The sequence below is a fragment of the Pseudarthrobacter sp. NPDC092202 genome, assembly GCF_044755505.1.
Taxonomy (GTDB): Bacteria; Actinomycetota; Actinomycetes; order Actinomycetales; family Micrococcaceae; genus Arthrobacter.
This window is the reverse complement of the sequence record NZ_JBIVRG010000012.1, coordinates 119,588-140,775: the sequence shown is the minus strand read 5'-3', so window position 1 is coordinate 140,775 and position 21,188 is coordinate 119,588. Positions and strand designations below refer to the sequence as shown.

The 21,188-nt window shown below is 67.2% G+C and carries 21 protein-coding genes; 15 read left to right on the top strand and 6 right to left on the bottom strand.

The window, feature by feature from the left end; genetic code table 11:
* Position 1 precedes the first annotated feature (1 nt).
* Entirely contained in the window at positions 2-289 is a 288-nt protein-coding gene (locus ACIQF4_RS16885; protein ID WP_350003493.1) for a MoaD/ThiS family protein, read from the top strand.
* Positions 290-368: 79 nt separating this feature from the next.
* On the opposite strand, the gene ACIQF4_RS16880 is transcribed toward ACIQF4_RS16885, so the two are convergent.
* The 4 genes from ACIQF4_RS16880 to ACIQF4_RS16865 form a co-directional block, all read right to left on the bottom strand.
* Positions 369-605 carry a hypothetical protein gene (locus ACIQF4_RS16880; RefSeq protein ID WP_350003495.1) on the bottom strand — a complete coding sequence of 79 codons (237 nt, stop codon included), beginning with the start codon at positions 603-605 and terminating at the stop codon, positions 369-371.
* Between the two features lie 195 nt (positions 606-800).
* On the bottom strand, positions 801-2,030 hold the full coding sequence (locus tag ACIQF4_RS16875; protein ID WP_400516669.1) for a pyridoxal phosphate-dependent aminotransferase: 1,230 nt from the start codon (positions 2,028-2,030) through the stop codon (positions 801-803).
* A gap of 39 nt (positions 2,031-2,069) precedes the next feature.
* Entirely contained in the window at positions 2,070-3,764 is a 1,695-nt protein-coding gene (locus ACIQF4_RS16870) for an alpha-amylase family protein (RefSeq protein WP_400516667.1), read from the bottom strand.
* Positions 3,761-4,753: a TIGR03885 family FMN-dependent LLM class oxidoreductase gene (locus tag ACIQF4_RS16865; RefSeq protein ID WP_400516666.1), complete on the bottom strand. Its 993-nt coding sequence runs from the start codon at positions 4,751-4,753 to the stop codon at positions 3,761-3,763. The genes ACIQF4_RS16870 and ACIQF4_RS16865 overlap by 4 nt, the downstream gene beginning before the upstream one ends.
* Before the next feature lie 140 nt (positions 4,754-4,893).
* On the opposite strand from ACIQF4_RS16865, the gene ACIQF4_RS16860 reads away from it, so the two are divergent.
* Together ACIQF4_RS16860 and ACIQF4_RS16855 are read left to right on the top strand one after the other, a co-directional pair.
* Positions 4,894-5,817, top strand: coding sequence for an AEC family transporter (locus tag ACIQF4_RS16860; RefSeq protein ID WP_400516665.1), 924 nt, complete (start codon positions 4,894-4,896; stop codon positions 5,815-5,817).
* A 60-nt stretch (positions 5,818-5,877) separates the two neighbouring features.
* Positions 5,878-6,954 (top strand): ATP-dependent DNA ligase, encoded by a 1,077-nt coding sequence (locus ACIQF4_RS16855; protein ID WP_400516664.1) that lies wholly within the window; start codon positions 5,878-5,880, stop codon positions 6,952-6,954.
* A 146-nt stretch (positions 6,955-7,100) separates the two neighbouring features.
* Here the strand turns inward: ACIQF4_RS16855 and ACIQF4_RS16850 are convergent, their stop codons facing one another.
* Positions 7,101-8,420, bottom strand: a complete 1,320-nt coding sequence (locus ACIQF4_RS16850; protein ID WP_400516663.1) for an MFS transporter — start codon at positions 8,418-8,420, stop codon at positions 7,101-7,103.
* 231 nt (positions 8,421-8,651) lie between these two features.
* Between ACIQF4_RS16850 and ACIQF4_RS16845 the strand changes: the two genes are divergently transcribed.
* The 12 genes from ACIQF4_RS16845 to ACIQF4_RS16790 all read left to right on the top strand — a co-directional run bounded on the left by ACIQF4_RS16845 (position 8,652) and on the right by ACIQF4_RS16790 (position 20,063).
* A complete protein-coding gene (locus ACIQF4_RS16845) occupies positions 8,652-9,476 on the top strand; it encodes an IclR family transcriptional regulator (RefSeq protein WP_400516661.1) in 825 nt (274 codons plus the stop codon).
* A 134-nt stretch (positions 9,477-9,610) separates the two neighbouring features.
* Positions 9,611-10,492 (top strand): shikimate dehydrogenase, encoded by an 882-nt coding sequence (locus ACIQF4_RS16840; RefSeq protein ID WP_400516660.1) that lies wholly within the window; start codon positions 9,611-9,613, stop codon positions 10,490-10,492.
* Complete coding sequence (locus ACIQF4_RS16835; protein WP_400516659.1) at positions 10,492-12,366, top strand: bifunctional sugar phosphate isomerase/epimerase/4-hydroxyphenylpyruvate dioxygenase family protein; 1,875 nt, start codon at positions 10,492-10,494, stop codon at positions 12,364-12,366. The genes ACIQF4_RS16840 and ACIQF4_RS16835 overlap by 1 nt, the downstream gene beginning before the upstream one ends.
* A gap of 53 nt (positions 12,367-12,419) precedes the next feature.
* A complete protein-coding gene (gene pcaH, locus ACIQF4_RS16830) occupies positions 12,420-13,307 on the top strand; it encodes a protocatechuate 3,4-dioxygenase subunit beta (protein ID WP_400516658.1) in 888 nt (295 codons plus the stop codon).
* Positions 13,308-13,311: 4 nt separating this feature from the next.
* Complete coding sequence (pcaG, locus tag ACIQF4_RS16825) at positions 13,312-13,890, top strand: protocatechuate 3,4-dioxygenase subunit alpha (protein WP_350003531.1); 579 nt, start codon at positions 13,312-13,314, stop codon at positions 13,888-13,890.
* Positions 13,887-15,377: a lyase family protein gene (locus ACIQF4_RS16820; protein ID WP_350003532.1), complete on the top strand. Its 1,491-nt coding sequence runs from the start codon at positions 13,887-13,889 to the stop codon at positions 15,375-15,377. Before pcaG ends, ACIQF4_RS16820 begins: the two co-directional genes overlap by 4 nt.
* Positions 15,370-16,188: an alpha/beta fold hydrolase gene (locus tag ACIQF4_RS16815; RefSeq protein ID WP_400516657.1), complete on the top strand. Its 819-nt coding sequence runs from the start codon at positions 15,370-15,372 to the stop codon at positions 16,186-16,188. Before ACIQF4_RS16820 ends, ACIQF4_RS16815 begins: the two co-directional genes overlap by 8 nt.
* Positions 16,185-16,625: a 4-carboxymuconolactone decarboxylase gene (gene pcaC, locus ACIQF4_RS16810; protein WP_350003536.1), complete on the top strand. Its 441-nt coding sequence runs from the start codon at positions 16,185-16,187 to the stop codon at positions 16,623-16,625. Before ACIQF4_RS16815 ends, pcaC begins: the two co-directional genes overlap by 4 nt.
* Positions 16,622-17,854 carry a thiolase family protein gene (locus ACIQF4_RS16805; RefSeq protein WP_400516656.1) on the top strand — a complete coding sequence of 411 codons (1,233 nt, stop codon included), beginning with the start codon at positions 16,622-16,624 and terminating at the stop codon, positions 17,852-17,854. Before pcaC ends, ACIQF4_RS16805 begins: the two co-directional genes overlap by 4 nt.
* Before the next feature lie 4 nt (positions 17,855-17,858).
* Positions 17,859-18,560, top strand: coding sequence for a 3-oxoacid CoA-transferase subunit A (locus tag ACIQF4_RS16800; protein WP_400516655.1), 702 nt, complete (start codon positions 17,859-17,861; stop codon positions 18,558-18,560).
* Positions 18,561-18,562: 2 nt separating this feature from the next.
* Complete coding sequence (locus ACIQF4_RS16795; protein WP_400516654.1) at positions 18,563-19,237, top strand: 3-oxoacid CoA-transferase subunit B; 675 nt, start codon at positions 18,563-18,565, stop codon at positions 19,235-19,237.
* A 22-nt stretch (positions 19,238-19,259) separates the two neighbouring features.
* Positions 19,260-20,063, top strand: a complete 804-nt coding sequence (locus ACIQF4_RS16790; protein ID WP_400516653.1) for an IclR family transcriptional regulator C-terminal domain-containing protein — start codon at positions 19,260-19,262, stop codon at positions 20,061-20,063.
* A 29-nt stretch (positions 20,064-20,092) separates the two neighbouring features.
* On the opposite strand, the gene ACIQF4_RS16785 is transcribed toward ACIQF4_RS16790, so the two are convergent.
* Positions 20,093-20,965 (bottom strand): shikimate dehydrogenase, encoded by an 873-nt coding sequence (locus ACIQF4_RS16785; protein ID WP_400516652.1) that lies wholly within the window; start codon positions 20,963-20,965, stop codon positions 20,093-20,095.
* Positions 20,966-21,188 lie beyond the last annotated feature (223 nt).

The following is a 21,188-nucleotide window of genomic DNA, read 5'->3' as shown; positions in this document are numbered from 1 at the left end:
CATGCAGGAAATCAGGGTGGTGCTTCCCAGCGTCCTGCAGCCGCTGGCCGGCGGGCAGTCCATCCTGACTGCACCCGCCGACGGGCCTGTAACGGTGGGAAAGCTCCTCGATTCGGTGACCTCGGACTTCGCAGTGCTGGCCCGGCGGCTCCGGGACGAGACCGGCGCGCTGCGGCGCTTCGTGAATGTGTACGTCGGCGGGGACGAGGTGCGGCGGTTGCAGGGCCTGGACACCGAGGTGTCGCCAGGCCAGGAGGTGCTGGTCATTCAGTCGGTGGCCGGCGGCTGAGCGGCGGCCCCTGGGTCGAAGATTCCGGTGCGGCGGGCAGCCCTTGCTGGCTACACCCGGGCCGCGGATCCCGAGAGTTTCAGGCGAGCCGCCAAACGCTGCACTCGTCCGTATTGATCGCTTTGCGCAGGCCGGTAAGCCGGTCCTGGATCCAGACGACACCGATGCCCGGAGCCGTTTCCTGGACGCTTCCGCGGCGGATCACAACGTCGTCGTAGGAAGGACCCACCGAGAGGCGGGCTTCAATTTCGTCGCCGCGGTGGAGCTGGTCCAGGGCGCGGACCCGGGTCACATGTGGTGTCGCTTTCTGCTTCATGGCGGGGCCTCCTGGCTGGGGCTGTTGCCGGCTCTTGCCTGCAGAATCCAGTGTGCCGGGACAATGTTGCGCCCGCGTTTCCTCGCGGTTAGGCGCCGGTTAGTTCTTCGCGCCGGTGCTGTTTCCCCGGCACGGGTTCATGCGCGGCAGCGGAACAGGCCGGCAATGCCCGACGGCGGCCGCGGCCCCTGGAGGCTACGGCAGTTCCACGCTGGCGCGGTACGCCGCAAGGAACGTGGAAATGCGGTGCACAGCCTCCCGGATATCCAGGACCGACGGAAGGATCACAAACCGGAAGTGGTCCGGCGTGGGCCAGTTGAAGGCGGAACCATGCGAAATGAGGATCTTCTGGTCCTTCAGCAGGTCAAGGACAAACTGCTCGTCACTGCTCATGGGGTAGAGCTCCGGATCGAGGCGGGGGAACAGGTACATGGCTCCTGCCGCGGGAACACAGGTCACACCTGGGATTTCCGTCAGCAGCTGGTAGGCGAGATCGCGCTGTTCGCGGAGCCTGCCGCCGGGCCGCACCAGGGCGTCGATGCTCTGGTACCCGCCCAGGCAGGTCTGGATGGCATGCTGTGCCGGGACGTTCGGGCAGAGGCGCAGCGATGCCAGCAGCTCCAGCCCTTCACGGTAGGCGGCAGTGGCGGCGAGCGGTCCGGTGACGGCAACCCAGCCTGCGCGGTAGCCGGGCATGCGGTAGGCCTTGGACAGCCCGCTGAACGTCAGGCAGCAGACGTCGTCGGCCACGGCAGCGGTGTGGATATGCTGGGCCTCCTCATACAGCACTTTCTCGTAGATCTCGTCGGAGAACAGGACCAGGTGGTGCTTCCGGGCCAGTGCCGCAAACTGCTCCAGGATGTGCCGCGGGTAGACGGCGCCCGTGGGGTTGTTGGGGTTGATGATCACGATCCCCTTGGTTCGGCTGGTGATCTTGGCCTCGACGTCGGCCATGTCCGGCCACCAGTTCTCCCCCTCATCGCAGAGGTAGTGCACCGGCTTGCCACCGGTCAGCGTGACCGCGGCAGTCCACAGCGGGTAATCCGGAGCGGGTACCAGGATCTCGTCGCCGTTTTCCATGAAAGCCTGTAGGCACATCGAGATGAGCTCGCTGACGCCGTTGCCGATGAAGATGTCCTCCACGCCGATCTGCATCAGGCCGCGCGTCTGGTAGTACTGCGAGATGGCGGTACGCGCGGAGAAGATCCCTTTTGAATCGCTGTACCCCTGGGCGCCCCGCAGATGGTGGATCATGTCCACCACCACGGACTCCGGCGTTTCCAGGCCGAAGGGGGCAGTGTCCCCGAGATTCATCTTGAGGATCCGGTGCCCCTCCGCCTCCATGGCCTTGGCGGCCTGGAGGATGGGTCCGCGGAGTTCGTACCGGACGTTCTGGAGCTTGCTGGAGTGCTGCATGGGGCGCATGGTTGATTTTTTCACACCCGGACGACGACGGCGCGCCGGCTAGGGTGACAGCCGGTCGCCTTTGCGGTGGAGGCGGTACCAGCGGTAGCCGTAGCGTTCCAGCTCAACGGTGAAACCGCCGTCGGGCTCCAGCGGTATGTTGTCGCCGTCGAACAGGTCAAGCAGGATGGCGTCCCTGAAGGCATTGCGCGGCCCATCTTCCGGGGCCAAGGTGCCGCTGGCCTTCACCGGCTCCTCCCCGAAGTTGTGCAGGAGCACCAGCGCTCCGGTGTCCGTGCTGCAGGTGTGCGCGAAGACCGCCGGCTCGGATTGCTCAATGACCGCGAATTCCCCCCAGCCAAGCTCCGCGGACTCGCGGTAGCGGCGGATCAGCGTGACCATGAAGTTGAACAGCGAGTCCGGGTCGCGTTTGGCGGCCGCGGCGTTGACGTGCTCCGGGCCGTATTCCCCCCGGGCGAGGGGCACCACCAGGTCCGCGGCCTTGGCCGTGGAGAATCCGCCGTTCTTCTCGTCGGTCCACTGCATGGGGGTGCGCACCGCTGCCCGGCTCTTTTGCCGGAGGTCCTCGCCCATGCCGATTTCCTCACCGTAGAACAGCACCGGTGTGCCGGGCAGGGCGAACATCAGCGAATAGACCATGCGGAGGCGCTCAGGATCGCCGTCCAGCATCGGCGGCAGCCTCCGGCGCAGGCCCCGTCCGTAGATCTGCATGTTTTTCTTGGGGCCGAAAGCTGCGAAGACCTCTTCACACTCGCCGTCACTGAGCCTGTCCAGGGTCAGCTCGTCATGGTTGCGCACGAACATGGCCCACTGGTTGTCCGGGTGCAGCGGCGGGCGGCTCTTGAGTGTTTCAGCCAGGGGCCGGGCATCCCCGCGGGCCAGGGACAGGTAGATGTACTGCATGGACATGAAATCGAACTGCATGTTCAGTTCGTTGCCGTCCGGTCCGCCGAAGAACTCCACCTGTTCCTTGTAGGGCAGGTTGACCTCGCCCAGCAGCACGGCGCTGCCGTTGCGGCGGCTCACGAAACTGCGCAGGGCGGCGAGGAAGCCGTGCGGATCCAGGTTGGCGGCCTCGTCCCTGGGCTGCCCGCGGGTTTCCAGGAAGAAGGGCACTGCGTCCAGCCGGAAGCCGTCCAGGCCCAGTTCCAGCCACAGCCCCATCGCCTTGGCGATCTCATTGCGCACATCGGGATTGGTGACATTGAGGTCCGGCTGGTGCTTGGCGAACATGTGGAGGTACCACTCCCCGGTGGCGTCATCCTTTTCCCACAGCGAGTCCTCTTCGCCCGGGAACACCACCTCGGAGGACGTGTCCGGGGGAGTATCGCTGCGCCACACATAGTAGTCCCGGTATTTGTTGTCCTTGGATTTGCGGGCTTCGACGAACCAGGGGTGCTGGTCAGAGGTGTGGTTCACCACGAAGTCGGCGATGACCCGCATGCCCCGGTCCCTGGCCGCCCGCATGAACTCCACCAGGTCGCCCATGGTGCCAAGCCGGGGGTCCACGGTGAAGAAGTCCGTTACGTCATACCCGTCGTCCCGGTCCGGGGAGGGGTAGAACGGCATCAGCCAGATGCAGGTCACGCCCAGTGCGGCCAGGTAGTCCACGCGCTGGGTGAGGCCGGCGAAGTCCCCGGTGCCGTCGTCGTCGTCGTCGAAAAAGGTCTCAACGTCCAGGCAGTAGATCACCGCGTTCTTCCACCAGAGGTCCGAGGTTTCGGCGAGCCTCATGCCGGTGCCTGCGCCCGTGCCTGCGCCCGCGAGCCGCGCAGCTGCGGAAGGACGTCGGTGGCAAACGCATCGATAAAGGGGGCCTGCTCCTGCCCCACGAAGTGGAGGTAGATGTCATCGAAGCCCAGGTCCGCGTAACCTGCCAGCCACTCTGCGTGCTGCTCCAGGCTTGCCGAGACGTTGACCGCCGTGCCGACCTGTTCCTCGCCGATATGCCCGCTGACGCCGTCGAAATGCCCGGCCGTGGGAAGGTCCCATGGGACCGGCGGGGCGAACGTGTTGGTCCGCCACTGGTCCAGGGCAATGGCCGCGGCGTCCTGTTCGCGGGGAGCCCAGGACAGGTGCACCTGCAGCACCGCCTTGCCACGGCCGCCGTTGTCCCGGTAGGCCGCCAGCATGTCCCTCAACTTGTCGGCGGGCTGGTTGATGGTTACCAGGCCGTCCGCCCAGGTGGCAGAGCGGCGTGCGGTCTCCACGCTGATGGCCGGGGCTATCAGCGGCGGCGGGGAGTCCGGAACGTCCCAGATCCGGGCCTGTTCCACGGTGACAAGCCCGTGGTGGGTCACCTCCTCGCCCCGGTGCAACCGGCGGATCACTTCCACACACTCTTCAAGCCGGCGCTGCCGCACCTCTTTGGGCGGCCAGGCGTCGCCGGTGACGTGCTCGTTCATGTTCTCGCCGCTGCCGGGCGCCATCCAGAAGCGGTCCGGAAACATGCTTGCCAGGGTGGCGGAGGCGTGGGCGATGATGGCCGGGTGGTAGCGCTGGCCCGGTGCGGTCACCACGCCGAAGCGCAGGCTGGTGGTGGCCAGCGCCGCCCCCAGCCAGGACCAGGCGAAGCCGGAGTGGCCCTGCCGGGCGGACCACGGCTCAATATGGTCAGAGCACATGGCGGCATCGAAGCCTGCCCGTTCCGCGTGCTGGACGTCCTTGAGCAGTTGGGCAGGACTGATTTGTTCGTGTGAGGCGTGGAAGCCGACGGTAACCATCGTTAACCTCTACCGTCCGGAAGGGTGCCGTGTCGAGGGCTGGCCTGCCCCGTGCCACTTGTCCGATAAGTTTTAGGCTTGTAGTACTGCGCTTCCCGGAACTCCTGCGCAGGCGCCGGAGCTGGAAGGAAGTGCCACGCGTGGGCGGTGTGCTGGTGGGGCTTGCTGTGATCGGCGCCGTCATTGCTGTGGGGTACATTGCCGCGCGCTGCGGGCTGGGCGGGGAACCGACGGTCTCAGCGCTCACCCGTACGGCCTTCTTTATCACCAACCCCGTCCTGCTGTTCACGGTGGTCCTGGAATCGGACCTCACCGTGGTCTTTTCCGCCTACGTTCCGCTCGCCCTGGTCACAGCGTCCGCCACGGCGCTGCTGTACGTGCTGGCCAGCCGGCTGTGGTTCCGGCGGCCGCTGGCCGAGACAGCCGTCGGTGCGATGGCCAGTTCCTACGTCAATGCCAACAACATCGGCATCCCCATCACGCTGTACGCCCTGGGTGACGCCACCCCGGTGGCACCGGTGCTGCTGGTCCAGCTGCTCCTGTTCGCGCCCCTGGTCCTTACCCTGCTGGATTTCTCCGCGGCCGGCCGGGTGTCACCCCGGCTGCTGCTCTCCCAGCCGTTCCGCAACCCGATGATCATCGCCTCCCTGCTCGGCGTGGTCCTGGCCGCGTTCAAGGTGCAGCTTCCCGCCCCTGTGATGGCGCCGCTGGAGCTCCTGGGCGGGGCAGCCGTTCCGGTGGTGCTGCTGGCCTTCGGCATGTCCCTGCACGGCACCCGGATGCTGCAAAGCGGCAGGAACACGGCGGAAATCCTAACGGCCACCGCACTGAAGACCGCCGTGATGCCGGCGGTGGCGTACGCCGTCGGCCGCTTTGTCTTCAACCTGGACCAGCCGATGCTCCTTGGCGTGGTGCTGATGGCGGCGCTGCCGTCGGCGCAGAACGTGTTCCTGTTTGCCAGCAAGTACGGGCGGGGAGTGGCGGTGGCACGCGAAACCATCCTGCTGTCGACGGCGGCGGCGGCCCCGGCGCTGGTCCTCATCGTCTGGCTGCTGGCGGGCTAGCCTGAGCCTTGTGTGCGGTGGTCTTACGCCGAAGCCCGTCGCCGGGCAAGAATGGGCAGCATGGAACTTCCCGTGATGCCGCCCGTCCCGCCCATGCTCGCCAAGGCCGTCAGCGGTGTCCCGGACGGGGAGCTCAGCTACGAACCCAAGTGGGACGGCTTCCGGTCCATCATTTTCCGCGACGGCGACGAGCTGGAGATCGGCAGCCGCAACGAAAAACCCATGACAAGGTATTTCCCCGAGCTTGTGGAGGCACTGAAGGAAAACCTGCCGCCACGCTGCGTGGTGGACGGAGAGATCATCCTGGTGGGCTCCTCCGGGGACCGCCTCGACTTCGACGCCCTGCAACAGCGGATCCACCCCGCGGCAAGCCGGGTCAAGCTGCTTGCTTCCCAGACGCCGGCCTCCTTCGTGGCGTTCGACCTTCTTGCCCTGGGCGATCACGACTACACCGGCCGGCCCTTCACCGAGCGGCGGGCAGCGCTGGAAAAGGCGCTCGCGGAAAGCAAAGCCCCGGTCCACCTCACCGCCGCCACAACAGACAAGGACACCGCGGAACGGTGGTTTGAGCAGTTCGAGGGCGCCGGCCTGGACGGGATCGTGGCCAAGCGCCTGGACGGCCGGTACGAGCCGGACAAGCGGGTGATGTTCAAGACCAAGCACGAGCGCACTGCCGATTGCGTGGTGGCCGGCTACCGCCTCCACAAGAGTGGGCCGGATGCCATCGGCTCGCTGCTGCTGGGGCTGTACAAGGACGACGGCAGCCTGGCCAGCGTGGGCGTCATCGGCGCCTTCCCCATGAAGCGCCGCAAAGAACTGTTTGAACAGCTCCAGCCGCTGGTGACGGATTTCGATAACCACCCCTGGGCCTGGGCCAAGCAGGAGGCGGGGGAACGGACGCCCCGCAACGCCGAGGGCAGCCGCTGGAGCGCCGGCAAGGACCTGTCCTTCGTCCCGCTCCGCCCGGAACTGGTGGTGGAGGTGCGGTACGACCATATGGAGGGGGACCGGTTCCGGCACACGGCCCAGTTCAACCGCTGGCGCCCGGACCGGGACCCGGAGTCATGCACCTACGCCCAGCTGGAGGAGCCGGTCAGCTTCGACCTCGCCTCGGTTCTGGAGACCGGCCGGCCGTAGCCACGCTTGCCGGCCACCCGCCCGTCGTGCGTTCCCGCCCAGTTGCTGCGCCCCGGCTCAAAGTTTCGAACGCAAAAAGCCCGCCATTCCGGGGAGGAATGGCGGGCTGTCGTGGAGTAACCGGGCAGGAGCGCGCAGCCCCGGAGCTACTTCAGGCCGAGCTGCGTGGTGGGAACCTTGAAGGTTTCCTTGGCCGTCAGTGCCGAGATGGCCGCGACGCCGCAGATAACGGCGGTGAAGATGCTGATCTGCACCCAGCCGCCGGGCTTGATGCCGCCCATGGCTGCAACGATGGCCGGCGCGAACCCTGCCATCAGGAAGCCGAGCTGCGTGCCGATGGCCAGGCCGGAGAAGCGGACCTTGGTGCTGAACATTTCGGCGTAGAAGGACGGCCAGACGGCGTTGGAGGCTGCGTAGCCGCAGGAGAAGAAGCCGATTGCGGCCAGGAACATCAGCGGCACGCTGCCGGATTCCAGGCTGAGCAGGAACACGGGAGTCAGCGCGGCGCTGGCCACGGCGCCGTAGATGAACACGGGCTTGCGGCCGATCTTGTCAGCGAGCATGCCAAACAGCGGCTGAGTGCCGAGTGCCACGAGGTTGGCGCCGACCACGAGCCACAGGGTGGTGGTGCCGTCCACGCCGGCGACGGTCTTGGCGTAGCTGATGGCCAGGGTGCCGAACACGGTGGAGACGGCGGCAATGAAGGCGCAGCAGATGACGCGGAGGACGTCGCGCCAGTGGCCCTTGAGCAGATCGGCAACCGGGAGCTTGGAGATCTGGGCGGTCTTCTGGGCTTCCTCGAAGGCGGGCGGCTCGTGCAGGGTGCGGCGGATGATGAACGCGACAACAACGACGACGGCGCTCAGCCAGAACGGGATGCGCCAGCCGATGCCGTACTTGATCTCGTCCGGAAGGGCCAGGACGGGGATGAAGACGAGGGCGGCAAGGATCTGGCCGCCCTGGGTGCCGGTGAGGGTCCAGGAGGTGAAGAAGGAGCGGCGGTTATCCGGGGCGTGCTCCAGCGTCATGGAGGAGGCGCCGGCCTGCTCTCCGGCCGCGGAAAGGCCCTGGCAGAGCCGGGCCAGCACCAGCAGGGCGGGAGCCCACCAGCCGACGGTGTTGAAGTCCGGGAGGCAGCCGATCAGGAAGGTGGAGGCGCCCATCAGCAGGAGGGTGAACATCAGGACCTTCCGGCGGCCCACCCTGTCACCGAAGTGCCCCAGGATGACGGCGCCCACGGGACGGGCCACGTAGGCGAAGCCGAAGGTTGCGAAAGACATGATGGCGGCGTTGGCATCGGCGTCGGGGAAGAAGACCGTGGGGAAGATCAGCGCAGCGGCGGAGCCGAAGATGAAGAAGTCGTAGTATTCGACCGCGCTGCCCAGGAAGCTGGCGACGGCTGCTTTCTTGGGGGTGCGGCCCTGGGTGGCAGTGTCCGTTCCGGCGGACGGAAGTGTCTGGCTCATGGAGTTCCTTTGTGTGACGACATTGTCGCGGGATGGATCTGGGGGTCGCAGCCGCCGCTGCCTTGGTGCGGGCGGGGCGCGATGCGGCTGGAGTCCGAAAGAAGACCCGGCGAGTAGCCACATGGTGAGAGCTACTTGTGCGATACAGCAATGATGGCTGTGAGGGTAGTCACCTGTCAAGAAAATAATCACCATCTAGAAATAGCTCTCACATTGTGGCAACATCGAGGTATGAGTGTGAACCGGACCACAGCTGATGACGCAGCTGGCGATATCAAGGCCGACGCCAGGCAGGCCAGGGCAGACCGTACTGACATGGTGGGCAAAGCCCTGGGCCTCCTGGTCCTCCTGGGGGATGAGCCCCGCGGTGCGAGTGCCGCGGAAATCTCCCGGCGGGCGGACCTGCCCTTCAGTACCACGTACCGCCTGCTGGGTTCCCTGACGCGGGACGGGTTCGTGGACTACGAGCCGGACGGCCGCCGGTACCACCTGGGCCTGCGGATCTTTCAGCTGGGCCAGCGGGTCTCGAACCACCACGGCTTCGCGGGTGCGGCCCTGCCGGTCCTCCGGCGCGTGACGGAACAGACTGGCGAGGCCACCATCCTCAGTGTCCGCGACGGCGACCACCACCTCACCGTGAACAAAGTGGACGGTCCCCAAACGTTCCGCGTCACCAGCGATCCGGGGCATCTTGGTGCGCTCCACACCACCTCCGTAGGCAAGGCGTTGGTGGCATTCGCAGAGGACGGCGAGCGGCAGCGCCTGGTGGAGGAGTTGGAGCTTGCGCCGCTGACGGAATTCTCCATCACGGACAGGGACGCCTTCCGGGCTGAAATTGAGCAGGTCCGGAGCAGCGGCTACGCCGTGATGGATGAGGAGAACGAACTGGGCATGCGTGCTGTCGCTGTTCCGGTCTTCAACTCACAGGGCCATGCGTTTGCCTCGCTGGCAACGGCCGTGCCGGTCTTTCGCCTCAGCGTGGAGCAGCTGGTTGCACATGTGCCGTTGCTGCAGGAGGCCGCTGCCGAGTTGTCGGCCAGGCTGCCGCAGCGCTGATTTCTTCCACCATTCCACTCATGTTCGCATTATGAACATAAGTGCGAATCGAGAACATATGTTGTATCGTAATTTCCAGCACCGGAACTGCCGCCCAGCGCGGTGGGCGGTGCCGTACCAAAGGAGCTGCACGGATGAGTAATCGAACTGAGTCCTACCTGGTGGGACTGGTCGGCGATGGCGTGATGCCGTCACTCACCCCGCCCATGCACGAACGCGAAGGGGATGTGCAGGGCCTGCGCTACCTTTACCGGCCCATCGACCTCCTGGAACTGGGCCTTCCCGGCGAATCCGTGGGTGACCTCCTGAAGAGTGCCCGCACCCTCGGCTTCAACGGCCTGAACATCACCCACCCCTGCAAGCAACTGGTCCTGCAGCACCTGAATGAAGTGTCACCGGACGCGCAGCGGCTTGGAGCCGTGAACACGGTGGTGATCGAGGACGGCCGGTTCATAGGACACAACACCGACTTCTCCGGTTTTGCCGCCGCGCTGGCTTCCGGCCTCCCCGCCGCAAAGCTGGACCGCGTGGTCCAGCTGGGCGCCGGCGGGGCGGGTTCCGCCGTCGCCTACGCCCTCCTTACCGCCGGTGTCCGCCACCTGGACCTCGTGGACATGGACGCCGCCCGCGGCGCCGCCCGCGCGGCTGAACTGGCCGGTTTCTTCCCGGGCAGCACCGTGGCGGCACGGACGACGGCGGAGCTGCCGCAGCTGATGCGGCTGGCTGACGGGCTGGTGCACTGCACTCCCGTGGGCATGGCCGCGCACCCCGGCGTCCCGCTGGACCTGGACCTGCTGGAAACCCGCCACTGGGTGGCGGACATTGTCTACCGCCCCATCGACACCGAACTGGTCCGCGCCGCCCGCGCCAAAGGCTGTCAGGTGCTGGACGGCGGCCGGATGGCGGTTGGCCAGGCGGCCGACGCCTTCCGCATCTTCACCGGCCTCGAAGCGGACCCGGACCGCATGCGCAGCCACTTCCTGGAGCTTGTGGCCGCCGAGGAGGTGGCCGCCTGATGCGCACCGGAATCGCCACGGTGTGCCTTTCCGGCACGCTGAAGGAAAAGATGCAGGCCTGCGCCATTGCGGGCTTTGACGGCATTGAGATTTTCGAGCAGGACCTGGTCACCTCGCCGCTGAGCCCCGAGGAGGTCCGCAAAATGGCCGCTGACCTGGGCCTGGGGCTGGACCTCTACCAGCCGTTCCGGGACTTCGACGGCGTCACGCCGGACCTGCTCACAGCCAACCTCCGCCGGGCCGAGGCAAAGTTCAAGCTGATGTCCCGCCTGGGCATGGACACCATCCTGGTCTGCTCCAACGTGGCCACGGCAACAATCGACGACGACGGCCTCCGCGCCTCCCAGCTCTCCGAACTTGCGGAGCTGGCCGGGAACCACGGCGTCAAGGTGGCCTACGAGGCCCTGGCGTGGGGCAAGTACGTCAACGACTACGAGCATGCGTACAAGCTGGTGGAGATGGTGGACCACCCCAACTTCGGCACCTGCCTGGACTCCTTCCACATCCTCTCCCGCGACTGGGACACCGCGCCCATCGAGGCGTTCAACCCCGAAAAGATCTTCTTTGTCCAGGTGGCGGACGCCCCCAAGCTCTCCATGGACGTCCTCTCCTGGAGCCGCCACTACCGCGTCTTCCCGGGCGAGGGCCAGTTCGAGCTCGGGAAATTCATGGGCCACGTGGTCCGGGCCGGCTACTCCGGTCCCGTGTCCCTCGAAGTCTTCAACGACGTCTTCCGCCAGTCGGATGTGGACCGCACCGCGGTGGACGCCATGCGTTCGCTGATCTGGCTGGAGGAACAGAGCGCCACCTGGCTGGCAAGCACCTCCGCCGATGGTGCAGCCGGCTCCGGTGCCGCGTCCCGCCGTCGTTATCCCATGGAACTGGCCACGCTGCCCAAGGTGAGTGAACCCGCAGGCTTCAACTTCGCCGAGGTCAAGGCGGACGACACCGCGCAGCTGGAAAAGCTCCTCGGGCAGCTCGGCTTCGGGTTCGAGGGCAGGCACCGCACCAAGGATGTCCAGCTGTGGACCATGGGCCAGGCCCGCGTGATCATCAACGAGCAGGCAGCCGTCCATGCCGAACCCGCCATCGCCGCCCTGGGCTTCGACGTCGATTCGCCCGTCATCGCCTCCGCCCGGGCCCAGCAGCTCAAGGCGCCCGTGGTGGCCCGCAAGGTCCAGGCCGATGAGGAAGTCTTCCAGGGCATCTCCGCGCCGGACTCCACCGAGATCTTCCTGTGCCAGGGCAGCCCCGACGGCACCGCCGCCTGGACACGTGAATTCGGGGAGGGCCTGGAGCACCCCTCGAGCGGCGCCAGCGCCGTCATTGACCACGTCAACCTCGCCCAGCCCTGGCAGCACTTTGACGAAGCTGTCCTCTTCTACACCAGCGCCCTGGCCCTGGAACCGCAGCCCTTCGCCGAAGTGCCCAGCCCCAGCGGACTGGTGCGCTCCCAGGTCATGCAGACCTCCGACGGCGCCGTGCGGCTGGTGCTGAACCTGGCGCCGGTGCAGCAGGCGCAGAACGAAGCCCGGAAGACGTACCAGGAGCACATCGCGTTCGCCGTGGCGGACCTTGTGGCCACCGCCCGGGCCGCCCGGGACCGGGGACTCGAGTTCCTGCAGATCCCGGCGAACTACTACGAGGACCTGGACGCCCGGTTCGACCTCGAACCCGGGTTCCTGGCCACCCTCAAGGAGTTCAACCTCCTCTACGACCGGGATGCCGACGGTGAATTCCTCCACTTCTACACCGCCACGGTAGGCAGTGTGTTCTTTGAAATGGTGGAACGCCGCGGCGGCTATGACGGGTACGGGGCGCCCAACGCACCGGTCCGGCACGCGGTCCAGTACGACTCGCTGCACCGGACCTGAAAAGCCCGCAAGGCACCACCCACCGATTAAACGAAAACAGAAAGGAGCCAGCCGTGCCGGAAGAAACCAACGCCCAGCTTGATACCGACGAGTCTGTGCCGCCCGCCGAGCCGAAGGCAGCGCACATGCCACTGGACCGCGCCATTGAAACCCAGTCTGACCTCAGTGCAGAGATCAACGCCCTCGGCGAAGCCTATGCGCGGGCGCTTAAAGAGGGTGCTCCCGCCGAGACCCAGCCGCGGCTGGACTACCCGCCCTACCGTTCCAGCATCCTGCGGCACCCCACCAAGAGCCTGCACCACGCGGACCCGGAGACCATCGAGCTGTACTCGCCGGCCTTCGGCCACCAGGATGTGCACGCCCTCGAATCCGACCTCACCATCCAGCACAACGGCGAGCCCCAGGGCGAGCGGATCATCGTGGCGGGCCGGGTCCTGGACGGCGAAGGCCGCCCCGTCGCCGGCCAGCTGGTGGAGATCTGGCAGGCCAACTCCTCCGGCCGGTACATCCACAAACGCGACCAGCACCCGGCGCCAATCGACCCGAACTTCACGGGTATCGGCCGCTGCATCACCGGCCCGGACGGGTCCTACCGGTTCACCACCATCAAGCCCGGCGCGTACCCGTGGAAGAACCACCTGAACGCCTGGCGCCCGGCGCACATCCACTTCTCCCTGTTCGGCACCGAATTCACCCAGCGGATCATCACCCAGATGTACTTCCCGGGCGACCAGCTGTTCCCGCTGGACCCGATCTACCAGACCATCGTGGACCAGGATGCCCGCGACCGCCTGGTGGCCACGTACGACCACAGCCTCACCGAACCCGAGTGGGCCCTTGGCTACAACTGGGACATCGTCCTGACCGGCCCCAAGCGGACGTGGACGGAAAACGAGGCGTTCGGTCCGGCAGGCGACAGCAACGAAGAGGCAGGCGAATAGGGATATGAGCAACCAGGCCAAACTTGTCCCCACCCCGGGGCAGACCGTCGGACCGTTTTACGGCTACGCCCTGCCGTTCGAGAAGGACAACGAACTCCTCGCCCCCGGCTCGCCGGGCTCCATCCGCCTGCAGGGAACCGTCTACGACGGCTCCGGCCAGCCCATTCCGGACGCCATCCTGGAAATCTGGCAGCCCGACGCCGAGGGCAACATTGTCCAGAAGACCGGGTCCCTGGTCCGCGACGGCTACACCTTTACCGGGTGGGGCCGCGGCGCCGTGGGCAACTCCGGAGTTTTCACCTTCACCACGGTGAACCCGGGCCCCGCCAAACCGGTCCCTGGCAAACCGGCGGCGGCGCCCTTTATCTCCGTGGCCATCTTCGCCCGCGGCCTGACCAACCGCCTCTTCACCCGCATCTACCTCCCCGAGGACACGGAGGCGCTCGCCAACGACCCGCTGCTCAGCTCCCTGGATCCCGAGCGCCGCAAGACGCTGATCGCCCGCCGCGACGCAGACGGGGGCCTCACCTGGGACGTCCGCCTCCAGGGTGAGGGCGAGACAGTCTTCCTGGACTTCCAGTGACCGGGTCCGCCGGCCTGGGAGATGCGGGCGTCTTCGGGGGAGAGGGCGACGCCGGCCTGCTCAGTCCCGTCTCGGCCTCGCCCCTGGTGGGTGCGCTGACGGGTGACCAGGCTGTGCTGGCGGCGATCCTCGCCGTCGAGTCTGGCTGGGCCGCCGTGCTGGAAAAGGCGGGCCTGGCGCCCGCCGGTTCCGCCGCCGTCGTCTCCGCCGCGGCCGAGCCCGGCAGGTACAGCGTGGCAGGCATAGCCCGCCGTGCCCAGGGCGGCGGCAACCCGGTGATCCCGCTGCTGGCGGACCTGCGGAAGAATGTCCAGGCGCTGGATGGTGCCGGCATCGGCGCAGGGAAGGCAGTCCACACCTCCCTCACCAGCCAGGACGTGCTGGATACCGCCCTGATGCTGCTGGCCCGCAATACCGTGGAGGCGCTGATGGGCGACCTGAAGCGCACCGCGGCGGCGCTCGCCAGTTTGGCGGAAGAGCACGCGGACACGCTGTGCGTGGGCAGGAGCCTGACCCAGCATTCCCTGCCCTTCACGTTCGGCCTGCGGGCTGCGCAGTGGTTCCACGGCGTCGCCGCCGCGGGCCGCCAGCTCGAAGGCCTGGCGTTTCCGGTCCAGTTCGGCGGCGCGGCGGGGACCCTGGCCGCAGGAACCGTCCTGGCCTCCGGGTCATCAAGCACCCCCTTCAGCCTGGCCGATGCCCTGGCGGCACAGCTGGGCCTGGCCCCGGCGGCAGCGCCTTGGCACACCAACCGGCTGGTGGTCACGTCCCTGGGCAACGCCCTGGCGGCAGTGCTGGACGCATTCGGAAAGATCGCCGCGGACGTCCTGTTCCTGAGCAGGCCCGAGGTCGGCGAGCTGGCCGAGCCGCGCGCTGCCGGCCGCGGCGTCTCCTCTGCCATGCCGCAGAAGCAGAACCCCGTGCTGTCCGTCCTGGTCCGCAGCGCTGCGCTGCAGGCGCCCGGTCTTGCCGCGCAGCTGCACCTGGCGGCAGCCAACTTCAACGATGAGCGCCCGGACGCTGCGTGGCATACCGAGTGGCCCGCCCTCCGGCAGCTCCTGGCCCTGGCGCTGGGGGCGGCCGGGCACGTCCGCGAGCTCGCCGAGGGCCTGCAGGCCTTCCCCGACGCCATGCGCCGCAACCTGGACCTCGCCGGCCCGCTGCTCCTGGCCGAGGGGGTGGGTGCGGCGGTGTCGCCCCTGCTGGAGGAGAAGGACGGCCTCACCGGGAAGGAGCAGCTGCAGGCCATCGTGGACCAGACCCTGCAGGCACCAGCCGGGGCGCAGGGGGCCACCTACCGCAAGCTGCTCCGGGGCGCCGTGCCGCCCGGGGTGCTTACCGACCTCCGCCTCGAAGAACTCCTCGATCCCGCCAACTACCTGGGCGAGGCGGCAGCCATTTCCCGCCGCATCCTGGCCGCCTTCCCGGAATTTGCGGCACCCACTGCACTTCCCGATACCGATCCGAACGGAGGCCCCCGTGGCTAAACCTGCCCTGAAAGCCGCCCTGCTCTCTCCCCAGCGGCCGCTGGGTGAGCATCCCCTGCTGGTGGTGGGTCCGTCCCTGGGTACCTCCACCATCCTGTGGAACCGCACCGCCTCCGTACTGGGCAACGACTACGACGTGGTGGCCTGGGACCTGCCCGGCCACGGCGTCTCGCCCGCCGCCACCGAAACGTTCGACGTCGCCGCGCTGGCTGATGCGGTCGTGGAGCTCGTGGATTCCATCGCCCCCGGGGAGGCCTTCCATTACGCCGGCGTTTCCCTGGGCGGTGCCACCGGCCTGCAGCTGGGCATCAAGCACGGGGAGCGCCTCAAGAGCCTGTCCGTGCAGTGCAGCGGCGCCAAGCTGGGCACGCCCGAAGGGTGGCTGGAGCGGGCGGAAACGGTCCGCGGCCAGGGTACCCCGGTGATGATCCAGGGTTCCGCGGAACGCTGGTTCGCCCCTGGTTTCATGGAACGCGAGCCCGAGCTCAGCAGCAGGCTCCTGCATGCCCTGCGCGATGCCGACCGGTTCAGCTACGCCTTCTGCTGTGAAGCGCTGGCGGCCTTCGACGTCCGGGAGGACCTGGGCAGCATCCGGGTGCCAACCCAAGTCATCGCCGGGGCGCTGGACGGGGTGGCGCCGCCGTCGTTCGCCGAAGAAGTGGCCGCCGGGATCACAGCCGGCGGCGGAACCGCCACCGCTGTCACCCTGGAAGGCGTGGCGCACCTTGCCCCCGCCGAAGCCCCCGCCCACGTGGCCGAGCTGATGCGCAGCCTCATCATCTGGACCGAATCGCGGGGAGCAGCCAAGTGAGCGGCAGCGAGGGGAAGAACCCCGAACGCAACGGCGTCGTCCAGCCGGCCGCCACCAGCCAGGACATTTACGACGGCGGCATGAAGGTCCGGCGCGAAGTCCTGGGTGACGCCCACGTGGACAGGGCCAACACCACCAAGGACGAATTCACCGACGACTTCCAGGACATGATTACGCGGATCGCGTGGGGCGGGATCTGGACCCGGCCCGGCCTTACGCGCCAGATGCGCTCCGCCGTCACCATCACCGCCATGGTGGCGCACGGGCACTGGGAGGAGCTGGCCATGCACATCCGGGCCGCACTCACCAACGGCCTCAGCAGGGACGAGATCAAGGAGATCCTGCTGCAGACCGCCATCTACTGCGGAGTGCCCTCCGCCAACACAGCCTTCAAGACCGCCCAGCAGGTTTTTCGAGAAATGGATGCAACCCCATGAACCAGGCTTTTGTGTACGACGCCGTGCGCACCCCGTTCGGTAAGTTCGGCTCCGGCCTCGCCGGGGTCCGTCCGGATGACCTTGCCGCGCACGTGATCAGGGAGTCCGTGAAGCGGGCGCCGGGGCTGGATCCGGAGCGGATCGATGAGGTTGTTTTCGGCAACGCCAACGGTGCGGGCGAGGAGAACCGGAACATCGCCCGGATGGGGACGCTGCTGGCCGGGCTTCCGGTCTCGATTCCGGGGACCACGGTCAACCGGCTCTGCGGGTCGTCCCTTGATGCCGCGATTATCGCCTCGCGGCAGATCAACGCCGGTGACGCGGACCTGGTGCTGGTGGGCGGGGCGGAATCGATGTCCCGTGCCCCGTGGGTGCTGCCGAAGACGGAGAAGCCCTACCCCGCCGGTGACCTGAACCTGGCGTCCACCACGCTGGGCTGGCGGCTGGTGAACAAAGCCATGCCGAAGGAATGGACGATCTCCCTGGGCGAGGCCACCGAACGGCTCCGCGAGAAATACGGAGTCACCCGCGAGCAGCAGGACGAGTTCGCCGCTGCCTCCCACAACCTGTCCGCCGCGGCGTGGGACGAGGGGTTCTACGACAACCTGGTGGCACCGGTGCCCGGCACCGACCTGGTCCGGGACGAGGGCATCCGTCCCGGCTCCACCGCCGAGAAGCTCGCCGCCCTGAAGACGGTGTTCCGGAATGAGCCGGAGGGCGCCGAGGCGGGGGGCACCGTCACCGCGGGGAATGCGTCGCCGCTGTCCGACGGCGCCTCCGCGGCCTGGGTGGGCTCCGAAGCTGCCGCCGGGCTGCTGGGGCTGGATCCGCTGGCCCGGATCGCCGGTCGCGGCGCGCACGCGAACGATCCGCAGTACTTTGGCTACGCCCCGGTGGAGGCGGCGAACAAAGCCCTCGCGAAGGCGGGGATCGGCTGGGACCAGGTGGGCGCCGTCGAACTTAACGAAGCCTTCGCCGCGCAGTCCCTGGCGTGCATCAACGCCTGGGGCATCGACCCGACAATTGTGAACCGGCACGGCGGCGCCATCGCCATGGGCCACCCGCTGGGCGCCTCCGGAACCCGGATCCTCGGCACCCTCGCCCGGTCCCTGCAGGCCTCCGGGGAACGCTGGGGCGTCGCCGCGATCTGCATCGGCGTCGGGCAGGGCCTGGCCGTGGTGCTTGAAAACGTCACCGCCTCCGCAGGCACCAGCACAGGGAAGGGCTAGGAAAATGCTGACTTTTGTTGATTCGGTCCAGGAAGCCGTGTCCGGCATCAAGGACGGTTCCACCGTGATGATCGGCGGGTTCGGCAACGCCGGGCAGCCGTTCGAACTGATCGACGCACTGCTCGAGTGCGGCGCCACGGACCTGACCGTGGTGAACAACAACGCCGGTCAGGGGGACCAGGGCCTGGCCCTGCTGATCAAGGAAGGCCGGGTGCGGAAGATGATCTGCTCCTTCCCGCGGCAGTCTGACTCCTGGCACTTCGACGCCAAGTACACGGCCGGCGAGATCGAGCTGGAACTGGTGCCGCAGGGCAACCTTGCCGAGCGCATCCGCGCAGCCGGGGCAGGGATCGGCGGGTTCTTCACCCCCACCGGCTACGGCACCATGCTGGCCGAGGGCAAGGAAACCCGGATCATCGACGGCCGCGGGCAGGTCTTCGAAACGCCCATCCACGCCGACGTCGCGTTGATCAAGGCACTGAAGGCCGACGGCAAGGGCAACCTCGTGTACCGCAAGACGGCCCGGAACTTCGGCCCGATCATGGCTGCCGCAGCCAAGCAGACCATCGTCCAGGTCTCGGAGATTGTCCCCACCGGCGGGCTGGACCCGGAAAATGTGGTGACCCCCGGCATCTACGTCAACACAGTGGTCCGCGTCCCCGCGGGCGCCGGCAGCACCGCCGGTACGAGCAAGAAGGTGGCCTGATAATGAGCACCGCGACAACCCTCCAGACCTCCGCCGCACCCCTTGGCCGGGATGACTTGGCCCGGCTGGTGGCCAAAGATATCGCTCCGGGCTCCTTCGTGAACCTGGGGATCGGCCAACCCACCCTGGTGTCCAACTACCTCACCGAGGAACAGAACATCACGCTCCATACGGAGAACGGGATGCTGGGCATGGGACCGGTCGCCGAAGGTGACCAGATCGACGGCGACCTCATCAACGCCGGCAAGATCCCCGTCACCGAACTCCCGGGGGCGTCCTACTTCCACCACGCAGACTCGTTCGCCATCATGCGCGGCGGGCACCTGGACATCTGCGTCCTGGGCGCCTTCCAGGTCTCCGCAACCGGCGACCTCGCCAACTGGCACACCGGGGCACCCGGGGCGATTCCCGCCGTCGGCGGTGCCATGGACCTGGCCACCGGCGCCAAGGACGTCTTCGTCATGATGACCCTCCTCACCCGCGAGGGTGCTTCCAAGATCGTGGAGTCCTGCACCTACCCGCTCACCGGAGTCGGCTGCGTCACCCGCGTCTACACGGACAAAGCCGTCTTCCTCACCGGACCCGGCGGCATCACCGTCCGCGAAACCTTCGGCTGCACCCTTGAAGAGCTCCAGGAACTGGTTCCCGTCCCGCTGAAGGCGGCTGCCGCGGCCTGAACCGGCCCTAGGATTGGTAACCATGACCGACGCAGCATCAGCGGGTGCCCCGCAGGCCAGTGACCAGTACGTCCAGTCCCTGGCCCGCGGGCTCGCCGTTATCCGTGCATTCGATACGGACCACCCGGTGATGACCCTGACGGAGGTGGCAGCCCGCACCGGGCTGACGCGCGCCACTGCCCGGCGGTTCCTGCATACCCTGGTGGAACTGGGCTACGTGCGGACCGACGGTAAAACATTCGCGCTCACGGCCAAGGTGCTCCAGCTGGGCTACGCGTATCTGTCCGGGCTGTCGCTGCCGCAGATGGCGCAGCCGCACCTTGAGGAACTGTCCCTGAAGCTGGGGGAATCCACTTCTGCCGCAGTGCTCGACGGGACTGACATCGCCTACATCGCCCGGGTGACCACCCGCCGGATCATGAATGTGGGCATCACCGTGGGCACCCGCTTCCCGGCGTACGCTACGTCGATGGGCCGCGTCCTGCTCGCGGGACTGCCCCCGGCGGACCTGAAGTCCTATCTGGCCGCCGCCGAGATCAAACCGCTGACCCCGCGCGCCCTGGGCACCGTCAAGGACCTTCTGTCGGTCCTGGAGACAGTCCGGGCGCAGGGCTGGTGCCTGCTGGACCAGGAGCTGGAGCTTGGCCTGATGTCCGTGGCTGCCCCTGTGTACGACCGCTCCAAGGTTGTGGCGGCTGTCAACGTGTCCCTGCAGGCCCAGTCCGTCGCTGCCAAACCGGACCCGGACGCCTTCCTGGCTTCGGTGGCACAGGAGATCATTGCGACGGCGAAACTCATCTCCGCCGACCTCAGCGCACGGGGTTAGCCGGTCCAGGGGGCGCATACTGTTGATGCTTAGGCCCCCCGCCGGAGCATGGACAGGAAATGCTCCCTCATGCGTGAGCGGTCCGGTTCCACGCCCGTGATGAGGCGGAAGGCGTCCACTGCCTGGCCCACGGCCATGTGGCCGCCGTCCAGCACGCGGCACCCTTTGGCAGCGGCTGCCTTGAGCAGCCCAGTTTCGATCGGGCGGTAGACAATATCGGCCACCCAGTGCCGGGATTGGAGCAGGTCCCCGTCCAGGGGCATGCCCGGATGGGCGTGCATCCCCACAGGGGTGGCATGCACCAGCCCGTCGGCGTCGGACATCACATCGGCCACCTCACTCATCGGCCGCCATTCGATGTTCCTGTCCGGGAAGTGCCGCGCCAGGGCCTCGGCCCGCTCCCGGGAACGGGCGGGATCAAGGTCCAGGACGCACAGGTGCTCAGCTCCTGCTGCCAGGAGCGCGTAGGCCGTAGCGGCGCCGGCGCCGCCGGCGCCCAGCTGCACAACACGTCCAAGGGACGCGCCTGGAAGGCCTTCCTCAAGGGCGGAGCCAAATCCGGAGTAATCGGTGTTGTGGCCGATGAACTTGCCATCACGGATAAGGACGGTGTTGACGGCCCCCAACCGCGCCGCATCGTCCGAGAGATCGTCAAGGTACCCAAGGACAACCTGTTTGGTGGGAACGGTGATGTTGAAGGCATTGAAGCCGAGGTCGCGTCCGGCCGAGAGCAGGGCCCCCACGTCTCCGGCCGGACGTGCCAGGACAGTCAGGTCCACGGTCCGGTAGATGTACCGCAGTCCGTGATGGTCGGCTTCCCGCTCGTGGAGGGCAGGGGTCAGGGAGTGCGTGGTTCCTTCGCCGATCAACCCCACCAGGTATGACTCCGCCGGAGTACTCATTCTGTCCACCTTCCGGCCCCGCCAGTGCGAAGCGTCCATGGGTCGGATTGCTTGGTCACAATTTCGGCCGCGGCCTTGTTCCGGGCCTCGATGTGAACTAGATTACAACTACTGTACGTTTTATGCACACATGTTCGTGATGCGTACAGGGTCCCAGATGAGGTGCACTGTCGGAGATGATAGCCGGCAGCCTTGTCGGATTACGGGTATCAAAGGAGAAAAC

Bases quoted from the DNA above. Each gene is read 5' to 3' on its own strand.
- ACIQF4_RS16885 (WP_350003493.1), top strand. From the start codon at position 2: ATGCAGGAAATCAGGGTGGTGCTTCCCAGCGTCCTGCAGCCGCTGGCC.
- ACIQF4_RS16880 (WP_350003495.1), bottom strand. From the start codon at position 605: ATGAAGCAGAAAGCGACACCACATGTGACCCGGGTCCGCGCCCTGGAC.
- ACIQF4_RS16875 (WP_400516669.1), bottom strand. From the start codon at position 2,030: ATGCGCCCCATGCAGCACTCCAGCAAGCTCCAGAACGTCCGGTACGAA.
- ACIQF4_RS16870 (WP_400516667.1), bottom strand. From the start codon at position 3,764: ATGAGGCTCGCCGAAACCTCGGACCTCTGGTGGAAGAACGCGGTGATC.
- ACIQF4_RS16865 (WP_400516666.1), bottom strand. From the start codon at position 4,753: ATGGTTACCGTCGGCTTCCACGCCTCACACGAACAAATCAGTCCTGCC.
- ACIQF4_RS16855 (WP_400516664.1), top strand. From the start codon at position 5,878: ATGGAACTTCCCGTGATGCCGCCCGTCCCGCCCATGCTCGCCAAGGCC.
- ACIQF4_RS16850 (WP_400516663.1), bottom strand. From the start codon at position 8,420: ATGAGCCAGACACTTCCGTCCGCCGGAACGGACACTGCCACCCAGGGC.
- ACIQF4_RS16845 (WP_400516661.1), top strand. From the start codon at position 8,652: ATGAGTGTGAACCGGACCACAGCTGATGACGCAGCTGGCGATATCAAG.
- ACIQF4_RS16840 (WP_400516660.1), top strand. From the start codon at position 9,611: ATGAGTAATCGAACTGAGTCCTACCTGGTGGGACTGGTCGGCGATGGC.
- ACIQF4_RS16835 (WP_400516659.1), top strand. From the start codon at position 10,492: ATGCGCACCGGAATCGCCACGGTGTGCCTTTCCGGCACGCTGAAGGAA.
- pcaG (WP_350003531.1), top strand. From the start codon at position 13,312: ATGAGCAACCAGGCCAAACTTGTCCCCACCCCGGGGCAGACCGTCGGA.
- ACIQF4_RS16805 (WP_400516656.1), top strand. From the start codon at position 16,622: ATGAACCAGGCTTTTGTGTACGACGCCGTGCGCACCCCGTTCGGTAAG.
- ACIQF4_RS16800 (WP_400516655.1), top strand. From the start codon at position 17,859: ATGCTGACTTTTGTTGATTCGGTCCAGGAAGCCGTGTCCGGCATCAAG.
- ACIQF4_RS16795 (WP_400516654.1), top strand. From the start codon at position 18,563: ATGAGCACCGCGACAACCCTCCAGACCTCCGCCGCACCCCTTGGCCGG.
- ACIQF4_RS16790 (WP_400516653.1), top strand. From the start codon at position 19,260: ATGACCGACGCAGCATCAGCGGGTGCCCCGCAGGCCAGTGACCAGTAC.
- ACIQF4_RS16785 (WP_400516652.1), bottom strand. From the start codon at position 20,965: ATGAGTACTCCGGCGGAGTCATACCTGGTGGGGTTGATCGGCGAAGGA.